This window comes from Thermoanaerobaculia bacterium (genome assembly GCA_035717485.1).
Classification (GTDB): domain Bacteria; phylum Acidobacteriota; class Thermoanaerobaculia; order UBA5066; family DATFVB01; genus DATFVB01.
Genome location: DASTIQ010000230.1, coordinates 1 through 14,281, shown reverse-complemented (window position 1 = coordinate 14,281; position 14,281 = coordinate 1). Strand labels below are relative to the sequence as shown.

The 14,281-nt window shown below is 69.1% G+C and carries 11 protein-coding genes; 7 read left to right on the top strand and 4 right to left on the bottom strand.

All coding sequences use genetic code 11. The annotated features are described in order from the left end of the window. Window positions 1-58: 58 nt before the first annotated feature. The 6 genes from rplQ (at window position 59) to VFS34_12405 (ending at window position 7,839) form a co-directional block, all read left to right on the top strand. Entirely contained in the window at window positions 59-700 is a 642-nt protein-coding gene (gene rplQ, locus VFS34_12430) for a 50S ribosomal protein L17 (GenBank protein ID HET9795257.1), read from the top strand. A gap of 88 nt (window positions 701-788) precedes the next feature. Next, on the top strand, window positions 789-1,253 hold the full coding sequence (locus VFS34_12425) for a hypothetical protein (GenBank protein HET9795256.1): 465 nt from the start codon (window positions 789-791) through the stop codon (window positions 1,251-1,253). Window positions 1,254-1,443: 190 nt separating this feature from the next. Next, complete coding sequence (locus VFS34_12420; protein ID HET9795255.1) at window positions 1,444-2,895, top strand: type IV pilus twitching motility protein PilT; 1,452 nt, start codon at window positions 1,444-1,446, stop codon at window positions 2,893-2,895. Window positions 2,896-3,032: 137 nt separating this feature from the next. Beyond that, on the top strand, window positions 3,033-3,791 hold the full coding sequence (locus VFS34_12415; protein ID HET9795254.1) for a helical backbone metal receptor: 759 nt from the start codon (window positions 3,033-3,035) through the stop codon (window positions 3,789-3,791). Window positions 3,792-3,875: 84 nt separating this feature from the next. Beyond that, window positions 3,876-5,825: a YCF48-related protein gene (locus tag VFS34_12410; GenBank protein ID HET9795253.1), complete on the top strand. Its 1,950-nt coding sequence runs from the start codon at window positions 3,876-3,878 to the stop codon at window positions 5,823-5,825. 13 nt (window positions 5,826-5,838) lie between these two features. Next, window positions 5,839-7,839, top strand: a complete 2,001-nt coding sequence (locus VFS34_12405; GenBank protein ID HET9795252.1) for a hypothetical protein — start codon at window positions 5,839-5,841, stop codon at window positions 7,837-7,839. Between the two features lie 2 nt (window positions 7,840-7,841). Here VFS34_12405 and folE read toward each other — a convergent pair whose 3' ends face one another. Continuing rightward, window positions 7,842-8,393, bottom strand: coding sequence for a GTP cyclohydrolase I FolE (folE, locus tag VFS34_12400; protein HET9795251.1), 552 nt, complete (start codon window positions 8,391-8,393; stop codon window positions 7,842-7,844). 137 nt (window positions 8,394-8,530) lie between these two features. Between folE and VFS34_12395 the strand changes: the two genes are divergently transcribed. Beyond that, on the top strand, window positions 8,531-9,832 hold the full coding sequence (locus tag VFS34_12395) for a PLP-dependent transferase (protein HET9795250.1): 1,302 nt from the start codon (window positions 8,531-8,533) through the stop codon (window positions 9,830-9,832). A gap of 327 nt (window positions 9,833-10,159) precedes the next feature. On the opposite strand, the gene VFS34_12390 is transcribed toward VFS34_12395, so the two are convergent. The 3 genes from VFS34_12390 to VFS34_12380 all read right to left on the bottom strand — a co-directional run. Continuing rightward, window positions 10,160-11,104, bottom strand: a complete 945-nt coding sequence (locus VFS34_12390; GenBank protein ID HET9795249.1) for a M48 family metalloprotease — start codon at window positions 11,102-11,104, stop codon at window positions 10,160-10,162. Window positions 11,105-11,240: 136 nt separating this feature from the next. Beyond that, window positions 11,241-11,831 carry a LemA family protein gene (locus VFS34_12385; protein HET9795248.1) on the bottom strand — a complete coding sequence of 197 codons (591 nt, stop codon included), beginning with the start codon at window positions 11,829-11,831 and terminating at the stop codon, window positions 11,241-11,243. Between the two features lie 136 nt (window positions 11,832-11,967). Then, the coding region (locus VFS34_12380; protein ID HET9795247.1) for a bifunctional YncE family protein/alkaline phosphatase family protein at window positions 11,968-14,281 on the bottom strand (2,314 nt) is incomplete at its 5' end.

Here is a 14,281-nt window from a genome sequence, read left to right as displayed (position 1 = left end):
GTCGCTCGGGATGGACCTGAACAACGTGCCGGCCGGAATCGAGAAGTAGGAAAGGGCCATGCAGCACAATCGATTCGGGCGGAAGCTCCGCCGGTCGACCTCCCACCGGCTGGCGATGTTCCGCAACCAGCTGATGTCGATGGTCGAGCACGAGAGGATCGCGACGACGCTCGAGAAGGCGAAGGAGCTCCGGCCCCTCGTCGAACGGGTCGTCTCGATGGGGAAAAACGACTCCGTCCCCGCGCGCCGGAAGGTCTTCCGCTGGGTGCCGAGCCGGCCCCTCGTCAAGAAGGTCTTCGACACGCTCGGACCCCGGTTCACCGACCGGCCGGGCGGCTACACGCGGATCCTGCACCTCGGCCGGCGGCGCGGCGACAACTCGGAGGAAGCGATTCTCGAGTTCGTCGACTTCAAGTTCACGCCGAAGGAGCGCGGGCCCAAGCGCGAGTCTACGATGGAACGCGCCCGGCGCTCGGTGTCCTCGAAGGTCGAGACGATCCGGAAGGAGAAGGAAGCCGAGAGCGCCGAGGCGGCGGCCGCCGAAGGCTCGCCGTCCGAGAAGCCGAAGCCGAAGCGGAAACCCGCCGCGAAGGCGAAGCCCGCCAAGGCCGCCAAGCCCGCTGCGAAGGCTTCGAAGCCGGCGAAGGAAGGAAAGTCGAAGGGCGGATCGACCACGAAGAAGGGAAACCGCGGGCAGTAGGGCGCCGCCCCGGAAAGAGCACGATTCGACGCCCGGCTTCGGCCGGGCGTTTCTCTTTTCCGGGGCTGGGATTCGCTATGATGCCGGGATGCCCGGCGACGACATCCGCGTCCCGACGGTACCCGTCGCCGTCGAATTTCTCCTGTCGGACGGCGCGCGGCTCGCCGCGACCATCCACCTCTCCAGCACGTCCCCGTTCCACGAGGGCGCGGAGACGCTCGACGAGTTCTTCAACGCCCGCCGGCTCTTCCTGCCGGTGCACTCCGCCGGTAAACCGGTCCTCGTCGGCCGCGGCGCGATCGTGACGGCTTCCGCGCCCCCGGGGGCGCCGCTCGTTTCGCGGCTCCCCGGCCGCGTCCCGGGAGCGATCTATTTCCTGAGGCTCCATCTCGAAAACGGCGAGGTCGCCGAGGGAACGCTCCTCGCGAGCCTTCGAACCGAGTCTTCGCGGGTCTCGGACGCATTCAACCAGGAGGAGGAGTTCGTGCCGATCGAAGGCGCCGAATCGGTGATGTTCGTCCGGAAGGACCGCATCGCCTGGATCGAGTTCTAGTGCCCCTCCCCGGGAACAGCCGCGCGACGGCGTCCGCGGCGGGCGGACGACGCGACGCCGGGATTCTTCGCCATCGGGGGGTGCCCGGAGGGCTCCGGCGGCGCGGGCCCGTCGGCGTCGTTGCCGCGTCCGGCTGCCGCCCGGCCCGCCGCGCTCCGAACGATCGGGCCATTCGCGAGGGACTGCGCTAGTGTCGCGCTGGCGGCCCCTTCTCGACGCGTTCGTGCGGTCCCGGGCCGACGAGATGCGGTTCGTGCCGGGGGAGAAGATCTTCATCGTGAGGCAGGGGCAGCGGCTGGACCTCGGCCGCGAGCCGCTCGCCGTCGCCACGATCGAATCTCTCGTCGCGGAGATTCCGGACGTCCCGGCGCTCGCCGTCGGGAAGTTTCCCCTGGTCTCGGGCTTCGAGGCCTTTGCCGTCGTGATCGAGCGGGGAGAGGCCACGGTGTCGATGGTGGTCCGGCTGACCGAGCGTCCCGTCATTCCCGCGCCGGCGCCTCCTCCCGCTCCCGCTCCCGAACCCGAGGGAGCAGGGGACGAGATGCCGCCCCCCGTCGCCGCATCCTCGCTCGACGACCTGCTGCGCCTGATGATCGAGCGATCGGCGTCCGATCTGCACCTCTCGTCGGACTGCCCGCCGGCCCTCCGCGTGCACGGACAGATGGCGTTCCTCCCGCAGTTCCTGCCGCTCTCGTCGGCGGACGTGGAGCGGCTCGTGCTGCCGGCGGCATCGGAGAAGGGGAAGCGCGACTTCGAGGAGAAGAGCGATGCCGATTTCGCGTACGAGATCCCGGACCTCGCGCGATTCCGCGTGAACGTTTTCCGCGATCGGAAGGGGTTCGGCGCGGTCTTCCGGCAGATCCCGATCGAAATCGTCCCGGCCGAGACGCTCGGGCTCTCGAAGGCCATTCTCGAGTTGTGCGCCCTGTCGAAGGGGCTCGTCCTCGTCACCGGACCGACGGGGTCGGGCAAGTCGACGACCCTCGCGTCGATGATCGACTACATCAACCGGAATCGCACCGACCACATCATCACGATCGAGGATCCCGTCGAGTTCGTCCATTCGAACATCAAGTGCCTCATCAACCAGCGCGAGGTGGGCGCGCACACCGGTTCGTTCAAGAACGCGCTCCGGGCGGCGCTCCGCGAGGACCCGGACATCGTGCTCGTCGGCGAGATGCGGGATCTCGAGACCATCGCGATCGCGATCGAGACGGCGGAGACCGGGCACCTCGTCTTCGGGACCCTCCACACCACGACCGCCGTCTCGACGGTCGACCGGATCATCGACCAGTTTCCGCCGGAACAGCAGGAGCAGATCCGGGTCATGCTCGCCGACGCGCTGAAGGGCGTCGTCGCCCAGGTCCTCTGCCGGAAGATCGGCGGTGGCCGCGTCGCGGCGCTCGAAGTGCTGCTCGTCAACAACGCGGTGACGAGCCTGATCCGCGAAGGGAAGACTTTCCAGATCCCGTCCGTGATGCAGACCTCGAAGGCGATCGGGATGACGACGATGAACGACGCGCTCATGACGCTCGTCCGGGAGAAGCTCATCGAGCCGCGGGAGGCCTGGACGAAAGCGACGGACAAGACGGGGTTGATCGGCATGTTCAAGAATGCCGGTCTTCCGACACAATTCTCTTGATTCGGCAGGCACCCATACGCACCGTCATACGGGACGCGGCGACCCGGCACGTCTGGCCGCGCCTGATCGATGGCCGCAGTTCGACGTGAAGAGGAGCTTGATCCAGGCAGGTATCGCGCCCGGGAAGAGTGAACGGGATGACTGACCTTCGGATCGTTTCCCTCTGCCCCTCGCTCACCGAGACTCTCGTCGAGATCGGGGTGATGCCGGTCGGCGTGACGAGATACTGCATCCGGCCGCGCGAGGCGCTGCGGAAGGTTTCGAAAGTGGGCGGGACGAAGAACCCGGACCTCGATCGGATCCGGATCCTCGCTCCGGACCTTGTCGTCGCCAACGCCGAGGAAAACCGCCCGGAAGATCTCGCCGCGCTCGGAAAGGAATTCGCGGTCCACGTTTCCCTCCCTCGCACGGTGGCGGAGGTCCCCGGGGTGGTCCGGGAGCTCGGAGTGGCCGTCGGCCGGCCGGAGGAGGGGAAGCGGCTCGCCGCCGAGATCGAACGGGCGACCGCCGTCCCCGGTCCCGCGACCTTCCGCTACGCGTACTTCATCTGGAAGGACCCCTGGATGTCGGTCTCCGGCGACACGTACGTCTCCGACCTGCTCCGGTACGCCGGGGGAGCGAACGTTTTCGGGGAAGAGCCCGCGCGGTATCCGGAAATCACGCCCGCGCGGGTCCGCGCCGCCGCGCCGGACGTCCTCTTCTTTCCCTCCGAGCCGTTTCCTTTTTCCGAGGGACACCGGCCGGCGATCGAGGCCGTCTTCGGCCGGTCGACCCCGATCGAGTTCGTCGACGGGGACGACTGCTGCTGGCACGGAGCGAGAACGCGGGACGGGCTCGGATTGATGCGGGAGATCCGCCGGCGGTTCGCCGGAGACGAAACTGCGCCGGGAGTATAATGACGGCCGTCCGGCTGCCGTGACCATTTCTCGCGCATTCCCCTGCTCCGCGGAGTCACTTCGATGAAGTGCCGGGCTCTCCCTGTGCTGCTTCTCCTCGGGTGGTTCGCCGCGGTGCCCGCTCGCGCCGGCGTCCCGGCATGGTCTTCCTCCGGGCCGCTCGGTGGCCCGATCGATCAGATCGCCGTGAACCCCTCGAATCCCGCGATCCTCTACGCCGTCACGTTCAACGGGGGAGTCTTCCGGAGCGTCGATTCGGGAACGCAGTGGTCACAGATGATCGACGGTCTCGGTAACCTCACGGTCAACGCCATCGCGCTCGATCCGGTGCAACCCACGACCCTGCTCGTCGGGACGCAGGAAGGAGTCTTCCGGAGCTCCGACGGCGGGTCTCACTGGACTGCGGGCAACGGGGGCCTGCCGGACGGCGCCGACATCCGGGCGATCGCGGTCGACCCGACCAACGATCAGCGGGTACTCGCGGGAGAGTCGGAGAGCGGAATCTACGAGAGCCTGGATGGAGGAGCGAGCTGGGCGGGGCGGGCGGCGGGAATGCAAGGGGACCTCTTCGTCACCTCGCTCGCCATCGATCCGTCACATCCGGCGACGGCTTTCGCCGGGACCTACAACGGCCACCTCTATCGGACGACGGACGGGGCCCTCAGCTGGGACACGCTCCACGGCGGCCTGCCCGTCCAGACCGATTTTCCTTCTCTCCTCGTCGATCCCTCGCAGCCTTCCCGGATCTGGGCGGGGACCGGCGACGGGGTTTATCTCAGCACGAACGGCGGAGACAGCTGGGCCGCCACCGCGGGCTCCTCGGGCGAGATCTACGCCATGACGCCCGCCGGCGGTCAGACGTTTTTTGCGGTCTCGCTCGAGGAGGGCGTCTTTCGAAGCGCTGACGGGGGCGCCCATTGGACTCCGGCGAATGCCGGTCTCCCGACGTCCGGAATGGACGCGATCGCGGCGGATCCCGTCCATCCGGGAACCGTCTATGTCGGCGGGGACAACCTCTTTCGCTCGATCGACGGCGGCGCGCACTGGAGCCTCCGCGAGCGGGGGCTCACGAGCCAGACCGTCACGTCGCTGGCTCTCGAGCCGTCGCCCCTTCGGCTGTTCGCCGGAACCTACGGGGAGGGGGTGTTCCGGTCGACCGACGGCGGCGCAAACTGGCTTCCGCCGACGAGCGGCACCGGTCTGTTCGTTGCGGGCCTCGCCATCGATCCGGTCAGCCCGTCGACGGTCTATGCGGCGGCCTACTCGTCGAAGTTCCAGGTGAGCAGCGACGGAGGTTCCACGTGGAAGAGCTCGAGCGCCGGGATCGCCGGGAACTGGTTCTATGCGGTCGTCGCGACGGGATCGCCGGTGACTCTCTATCTCGCCGGAGACCCGTCGTCGCCGGATCCCGGCAACGGGGGAGTCTTCGTGAGCCACGACCAGGGGGCGAGCTGGCACCCGGCGAACTCGGGCCTTTCGGACCGCTCCGTCAAGGCCCTCGCCGCCGATCCGACGAATCCGCTCGTGCTCTATGCGGGCACGGGAAGCGGCGTCTTCCGGACCGGCGACGGCGCTCAGAGCTGGATTCCGGCCGGGGCGGGCCTCCCGTCCGGCCAGGTCGTCGCCCTCACGGTCGATCCTCTCGCGCACCAGACCGTTTATGCCGGGTTCTCCGGCGCGGGGGTCTACCGGACGACCGACGGCGCCGCGCATTGGACCGCGGTCAACACCGGACTGACGGACCGCGAGGTCGAGTCGCTGTCGGCCGGGAGGCAGACGGAAGGCCTGGTCTATGCGGCGACGTACGGCGGCGGAATATTCCGGAGTCAGGACGGGGGCGCCCACTGGAGCCCGCTGAACACCGGGCTCGCGAACCCGCACGCCTTGGCCGTTCTCGCCGACGACGCACGGAGCCGGGTCTTCGCCGGCCTCGACGGCTCGAGCGTGCAGGAGCTCGACTTTTTCGCCAGACGCGGCCCCGTGATCCCGGCGTCGGCGCCGCGACCGGAGAAGACGAAACGCTCGATTCCCTGATCGGAGGATCTCCATGCCCAACGGCGGCCCCTGCCTCGAGCTCCTCGGACGCGGAATCCTGCTGTCGGCCCTCCTCTCGGGCGCGGCGGCGGACGCGGTCCCTTCCTGGCACCCGATCGGGCCTCCCGGGGGCCCGCTCGACGCGGTCGTCGTCGATCCCGTCCATCCCGCGACCGTCTACGCCGGCGGGGAGCTGGGAGGAGTGTTCAAGAGCACCGACGGAGGCGAGAGCTGGGTCCCCTCCAACGCCGGCCTGACCGATCCGACCGTCAACGTTCTCGCCGTCGATCCGCGTGCGCCCTCGACCCTCTGGGCGGGGACGAGCGGCAATTTCACCGGCAGGGCCGGAATCTTCAAGTCCACCGACGGGGCGGCGCACTGGGCCGACTCGAGCAACGGGCTTCCGGCCGACCGGGCCGTCCGCGGGATCGCGATCGATCCCGCCGATTCCTCCCGGATCCTCGTGGCGCTCGCCCGGCAGGGGGTGTACGAGAGCACGAATGGAGGCGCGAGCTGGGTCGCCCGCTCGGTGGGCCTGACCACGCTCTTCATGCAGGCGATCGTGATCGACCCGCACGATCCTTCCATCGCCTTCGCCGGGTCCGCGGGTCACGTGTTCAAGACGACCGACGGCGCCGCGAGCTGGTCGCCGGCGGAAGCGGGGTTTCCGAACACCTCGGTCGAGCAGCTGGTGATCGATCCCGGTCAGGGCGGGCGCGTCTGGGCGGCGACGGGCTCGGGGGTGTACTCGACGACCAACGGGGGAGCGTCGTGGGCGCCGGCCGGTACCGGCATCCCTCCTTCCGCGGACATCTTCGGGATCGCGATCGCTGCCGACGGCCGCCTCTACGCCACGGACTACGACAGCGGCGTCTACGCGAGCGCGGACGGCGGAGCGCACTGGACCGCCGCGAGTACCGGACTGACCTTGCCGTCGGGATACTGGGCCATTGCGGCCGATCCGGTCGATCCGGCGAGGCTCTACGTCGCGGCCGACGCGAACGGCGGAGGTCTCTTCCGGACGACGGACCAGGCGGCGCACTGGAGTCCCAGCGGAGACGGGATCGCCGGCCAATGGGTGAACGCGGTCGTGCAGGATCCCGTGCGCGGTTCGACGCTCTACGCAGGAACCTTCGGCTTCGGCGTCTATCGCACGACCGACGGCGGAATCAGCTGGGCGGCGTCGAATCGCCGGGATCTCGCGGTCAAAGGGCTCCTCGTCGGACCCGGCGATCCGTCCCTCGTCTTCGCCGCCGTCCAGGGACCGGCCGGGATTTTCCGGAGCACCGACGGGGGCGCCACGTGGGAGGACTCGAGCGCGGGAGCCGGGGGATATTTCCGCCTGATCGTCGCGGGGGGAAGCTCCGGAACGACGCTCTACGCGGGCGGCGACGGGGGGGTCTTCGTCAGCGTGGATCTGGGCGCTCACTGGAGCCCCTCGAGCAACGGAATCCCGGGAGGAGGGGTGATCGCCCTCGCGGTCGATCCGACCGACGGTTCCCTCCTGTACGCGGGTGCCAACGGCGGGCTCTTCCGCAGCGTGAACGCCGGCCACTCCTGGACGCCCGTGTCGGGGGGCCTCCCGGCCGGCGTCGCCGTGACGGCGCTCGCGTTCGACCCGACGGATCACCTTCGCCTCTACGCCGGCCTGACGAGCGGCGCGGTCTTCGAGAGCATCGACGGCGGAACCCACTGGACGTCCCGGAGCGCCGGCCTTCCTGCCGACGGCTTCGACGTGAGCGCCATCGCGATCGACCCGGCGGTGCCCGGGCGGCTCTTCATCTCGACGCTCGGCGAAGGGGTCTTTCGATCCGACGACGGCGGCGGGCACTGGTCGCCGTTTTCGGCAGGCCTCACGAGCCCCGAGGCGAACGCGATCGTCATGGACGGGCGGCGCCACGCGCTCTACGCGGGGGTGGCCGGCGGCGGCGTCGAAGCGCTTTCGCTCGCCGGGCCGCGCGCCGTCCTGCCCGCGGCGCCCTCGGTTCCGGTTCGCGTCCACCCGCCGCGCTGAAGCTACCGCCTCAGGAGGTCGAGGAACTCCTCGCGAACGGGCTTGTTCAGGAAGATGCCGCGCAGTGCGGACGTGACCGTCGTGGCGCCCGGTTTCTTGATCCCGCGCATCTCGACGCAGAGGTGTCGCGCCTCGAGAACCACCATCGTGCCCTGCGGCCGCAGGCTCTGCTCGAGATAGCCCGCGATCTGCTCGGTCATCCTCTCCTGGAGCTGCGGCCGTTTGGCGTAGAACTCGACGATTCTCGGCATCTTCGAGAGGCCGATGATCCGCTCGTTCGGAATGTACGCGACGTGGGCGTGGCCGTAGAACGGCACGAAATGGTGGGCGCACATCGAGTAGAAGGGAATGTCCTTCTCCATGACCATCGCGCTGTATCCCTCGTCGTTCGGGAAACAGGTGATGTTCGGCTCGGCACCCTCCGAGAGCCCGGAGAACATCTCGAGGTACATCTTGGCGACCCGCCGGTCGGTGTCCCTCAGATTGGGATCGCGCTCGGGATCGAGCCCCAGGATTTCGATGATCGACCGGACGTGATCGCGAATCTCGTCGATCTTGCCGCCGTCCTGGAGACCGGGAACCGCGCGCTCGTTCGTTTCGGTGCTCATGCGGGCGATTGTACCGGAGCGTTCCCGCGGGCTGATCCAACTTCATCTGCGGCCGCGCCGCGCCCTGCACTAAGATGCCCGCCATGACCGCGAACGACCCGTTCCTCGGGTGGGAATGGTGGCAGGACCGGAAGCGCCGCTGGGTGCGGGACCCCGAGCCGCAGCTCCCGGAAGGCCTCTTCCGCGCGATCGCGGCGGGGCGCGGTCTCCCGCCGATCTACCAGCGCTCCACGTTCGCATTCGAGAACGTCCGGGACGGGGCCGACCGGTTTCTCGGCATGGCGAAGGGGGGAGAACGGCCGTTCGCGCGGATCTACACCCGCCTCGGGAACCCGACGACCGAGTATCTCGAGCGGCAGCTCTTTCGCCTGGAGGCGCATCACGTCATCGAGAAGGCTCTCGCGGTCGACGAACGGGAGCCGACGATCGGGTGCCTGATCGCGAGCTCGGGAATGGGGGCGATCGCGACCCTGCTCCTGGCGCTTCTGCGTTCCGGCGACGCGGTCCTCGCCGGCAACATCTACGGATGCAGCGATTCGCTGCTCCGCGGCCTCGCGAAATACGGCGTGGCCTACGAATCGGTCGAGATGGCGGACCTCGGGGCGGTGCGGAGCCGCCTCGACGCGAACCCGGCGATCCGCGTGCTCTTCCTCGAGACCCCGGAAAATCCGACGCTCGCGGTCGCCGACATCGAGGCCATCTCGCGCGAGACGGACGCGCGCGGAATCGCGCTCGTCGTCGACAACACGTTCTGCTCCCCCTATCTTCAACAGCCGTTCCGGCTCGGAGCGGATTTCGTCGTGCACTCGCTGACGAAGTACGTCAACGGGCACTCGACGTCGATCGGCGGAGCGCTTCTCGGGCCCTTTCGCTTCCTCAAGGACGTGCTCTTCCCCTGGTACAAGGACCTCGGAACGACCCCTTCGCCGTTCGACTCCTGGCTCAACGGGATGACGCTCCAGAGCCTCGCGATCCGGGAGCAGGCGGCGTGCGATTCGGCCGCGCGGATCGCCGCGTTCCTCCGGGAACACCCCGCGGTCGCGCGGGTGCACTACCCCGGGTTCGCCGATTTCCCCCAGGCGTGCGTCGTGAAGAAGCAGATGCGCAACGGCGGAGCGATGGTCGCCTTCGAGCTCGAGGGCGGTTTCCCGGCGGGCGAGGCCCTGATGAACTATTTCGCCCGGAAGGACACGCCGATGGAGCTCGCGGTGTCCCTCGGGTCGGCGATCAGCTACATCCAGCACCCGGCGTCGATGACGCATGCCGTCGTGCCGGAAGCGGATCGGATGCTGCGGGGCATCACGCCGGGGCTCGTCCGCCTGTCGGTCGGGCTGGAGGGCGCGGACGTCCTCGTCGAGCATCTCGACCGCGGTCTGCGCCAGTAGAAGGCGCGGACCATACGGGTCGTTATACGGGACGCGTGCGCCCGGTCGGCGGCGCACGCCGTGCGCCCCGGTACGACTCGGCCGCCAGGCCGGGCGCCCGCGCGCCTCTTCCAACCCGTCTGGCCGCGCCTCGCCCGATCGCACGACATCGGGTGTCAGTGGTCCCTGCTCCGGACACGGCGTTCCTGATCGAGCGGCGGGATCGGGCTCGGGCCTCGCCGCGACATCGGAGCGTGACCGGAAACCGGCGAATCTCCGCCCCTCTCCACATGGAGAGGGGCAGTTCGGCACAGGCGAGCGGGGTGAGGTTTCACCAGATCGGCGCGATTACGCGCCGGTCTGGTGCGCCATTTCGCGGAGGATCGCGATCCGTTTGCCGATCGGCGGGTGACTCGAGAACCAGCTCGCGACCGTGTCTCCGGCCGAAAGGGTGCTCCCGCGGGGGTCCTCGATGCAGAGATGCCCCACCCCTTCCGTGATCGTGCGCGTCGGGGCCGCGGCGCTGCCGATCTTCTCGAGCGCGGAGGCCAGGGCGAGCGGGTTCCGCGTGAGCTCGGCGCCGGTGGCGTCGGCGAGATACTCGCGCTGGCGGGAGACGGCGAGCGTGACGATCTGCGCGACGATCGGCGCGAGAATCGCGGCCGCGACCCAGACGAGCAGCACGAGCACGCCCCCGCCTCCTCCCTCTCGGTCGTCGCGCCGGCGTCCGCCTCCCCACCACATCGCGTTCCGGCTCCAGGCGGCGAGCAGCAGGACCGCTCCGGCGAGAGCGGCGAGGACGGTCATGTAGCGGGTGTCGTAGTCCTTCACGTGGGAGATCTCGTGGGAGACGACTCCCTGGAGCTCCTCCCGGTTCACGATCGCGAGAAGCCCCTCGGTGACCGCGATCGAGGCGTGCCCGGGATCGGCGCCCGTCGCGAAGGCGTTCGGGTCGGGATCGGGAATCACCCATCCCCGGGGCTTCGGCATTCCGGAGGCGAGCGCCATCTCCTCGAGGACGTCGTCGAGGACCCGCTCACGGGGGTTGGCGGGATCGATCGGGCGGGCGTTGGTCGAGGCCAGGATCGCGCGATCACCTCCGTGCAGGCTCCAGTAGGCGGAAAAGGACCCGAGCGCCAGCGCCCCCAGGGTCGCGATCGGCATTCCGACCTGTCTCCCGACGAAGGCGAAGTCGAGGCCCGCGCCGAGAAAGCCGAGGAAGACGATGAAGAAACCGATGAGGACGAACGTCTTCGAGCGGTTTTCCTTCTGTCGCTCGTAGAGGGTCTTCATGGCCGGCGACGCCGGTCGGTCGCAAGTCGCGAGTCGCGGGTCGCGGGTCGGGGATCGGGAAGCGATCTCAGCGGCGTTCCGACGCCGGGGACGCGAGACTTTCGACTCGCGACCGTAGCCGTGGCGACCGCCACGGCTACGTCCCCAGGTTCAGGTCGACCTTCGGCACCTCGCGCTGCGTCGCTTCCCCCTCGGGAATCTGGAAGAGCTCGACCGGGGTGAAGTGGAACGTGGACGCGATGAAGCTCGCGGGGAAAACCTGCTGGGCGATGTTGTAGCTCGTCGCGAGGTCGTTGTAGAACTGGCGAGCGAACCCGATCTTGTTCTCGGTGGAGGTCAGCTCTTCCATCAGCGCGCGGACCTGCTCGTTGGACTTCAGGTTCGGGTAGTTCTCGACGAGGCCGATGAAACGGGAAAGCGTGGCCGTCAGGGCGTTCTCCGACTGCGCCTGCGCGGCGATTCCCGCGCCGGGATTCTGCGCGGTCGCCACCGCCTGGTTCCTCGCCTGGATGACCTTCTCGAGGGTGTCCTGTTCGAACTTCATCTCTCCCTTCACCGCCGAGACGAGGTTCGGGATGAGGTCGTAGCGGCGCTTGAGCTGGACGTCGATCTGCTTCCAGGCGTTGGCGACCTGGTTGCGAAGCGTGACGAGTCCGTTGTACCGGGCGACGACCCAGAAGAGGAGGAGGACGACGATTCCCAGAAGAACGGCGCCGCAGGTGAACATGCCCATATCCTCCAGAGAGTTCTACGAATCCGTGTGCCGGAAGTTTAGCACCCGGCGCCGTCGCCCGGAGGGAATCGCGCCCCCGGCCGGCGGCGTTCGCCGGGGTTCGGCGGGACGGAGCTCGGCCGCCTCGCCGTCAGTCGCCGTCGTCGTCCTCCCGCAGGGCCGCCGACCCGAACCGCACGGTGATGCCCGGACTCGGCCGGCCCGTGACCGCGCGATAGAGGTCGTCGTTCATCACGGCATCCGGCACGGCGTCGGGCCGGCGGAAATCGAGGAGTGCCGCGTTCGGGGCGTCCTTTCCGGCGGGATTGGTTTCGTCGAGGGGAACCGTCGCCGGGACGGCGGCGAACGGGGTCGGATCGTATGCGCCGGAGAATTCGAACGCCATGCGCGGCGCGGCCTCGTCGTACTGGGACATCGGCGGGAGCCTGAGGATCGTCTCGATCGTGGCGAGCACCGAAGCGGTCGAATACTGCCGGGAGTCCACCTTTCCGCGGGGCGTGTAGGGCGAGACGACGAAGACGGGGGAGCGGTGGCAATCGACGTGGTCGGGGCCGTTCTGGGCGTCGTCCTCGAGGACGAAAACGGCCGTATCGGAGAAATAGCGGCTGTGCGTCACGGCGTCGATCATCCGGCCCAGGGCGAGATCGTTCTCGGCCGCCATCGACGTCGGCGCCTTCGCCCCGGGCGCGCTTCCGGACGTGTGGTCGTTCGGGAGGTACACGATCTCGAGGCCCGGAAGCGCGCCCGTCTTCTCGAACTCCCGGAACTCGCGCAGCCATTCGTCCATCCGGTCGAGATCGCCGTACGACAGGTCCCAGCCGCGGTACGCGGGATCGAAGTGCCCGCCGAGGCCGGACTCGGGCGCGGCCGCCAGGGGTTTCGCCCCGAGGTCGAGGAACCAGCCGTACGAGCGGAAGGGGACCCCGGCCCGGGCGGCGGCCTCCCAGAGGTAGCCTCCCCGCGGACGGGCGAGCGGATTTTCCCCGTCGTAGTCGTATTTCCATCCCCGGCGGCTGTACTCCTGCGGATAGGTCTTCTGGACGTAGTCGTTGGCGAACGCCGCCGACGACCAGCTGTGGCCGTCCGCCGACACCTCGGCGTTGCAGAAGAAATCGTCGAGGAGCGTGAACGTCCGGGCGATCGTGTGCGCGTTGGGCGTGACGCGTTCGCCGAAGAGGACGAGGGCCGGGTCGCCGTTTCCGCGGCGGTCGTCGCCCAGGACCTGGTCGTACGTGCGATTCTCCCGGATCACGTAGATCACGTGACGGATCTTTCGGAATCGGGGATGGAGCTCCTCCTCGGGAGCCGCGGGGATGCCCGCGAGCACCGACTTCGTGTGGTCGGGGAGGCGTTCGAGGCTCGAGAGGGGAATCTCCCGCAGATCGCCCGTCTGGCGGACGAGGACGTAGCGGGGGGTCCGGGATCCGGGAATCCGGTCGGTCGGCTGCGGTCCGTCGGGTGCCGCTCGCGTGACGGAACCCTTGCCGTCGGCGACGAGGATGGAGTCGCCGTCGACCGCGATCGCCGTCGGATAGCGGCCGGTGGGCAGGAAACCCTCGACCCGCGGGCGCTCTCCGCGGACGTCGATCACGGCGAGATCGTTGTTGTCGGAATTCGCGACGAGGATGCGGCCGTCCGGAGCGCGGGCGAGCGCCGTCGGCGTCGTTCCTTCGAGACCGTTCGGGCGCAACGTCACGGAAGCGTTCCACTGCACGCGGCCGGTGCGGGTGTCGAGCGCGGTCACCCGGTCGTCGGCGGAGCACGCGACGAGCAGGCGCTCTCCCGCGGGATCGAGGAGCAGGGCCGTGGGATGCGAGCCTGCGCTCCACGTCGCCGGAGATCCGTCGCCGTCGACGGGGATCGCCGAGACGGTTCCGTCCGCCCAGTTCGAGACGAACGCTCGTCCGCCGGAGGCGTCGAGACGCACCTCGTACGGAGAGCCGCCGGCGGGATACTCGCGGTCGAGCTTCCGGGTCGTCACGTCGAAGCGGGCGAGTCGGCCGGCGTCGTGTTCGGCGACGTAGAGTCGGCCGTGCGCCTCGTCGAGCGCCAGTCCCGCCACCATTCCCGAAGCCGGGAGCCGGAACGGCTCGCCTTCGACCCAGCCGCTCTCACGCTGTTCGAAGACGCGGACGATCCCGTCCGCGCCGCCCGAGGCGTAGATGGTCTTTCCGCCGCCCGAAGCCGCGAGCCCGAGCCACGCTTTCGGCATCGTCAGCCGCTGCCGCGCGCCGGTCGAGAGATCGACGACGTCGACGCCTTCCTCCCCGTAGCCGCAGAGCAGCACCGCCGCGCGCCGGCCGGGCAGGGCAACGACGGCCATCGGAAAGTTTCCGACGTCGATCGCGCGACCGGCCGGGCGGATCGTCCAGCCGTCGTGAAGGAGCACGGCGCCTCCGGGGCGCGGGCCCGGCGTTTCGGCACCCGACCGGACGGCCGCCAGC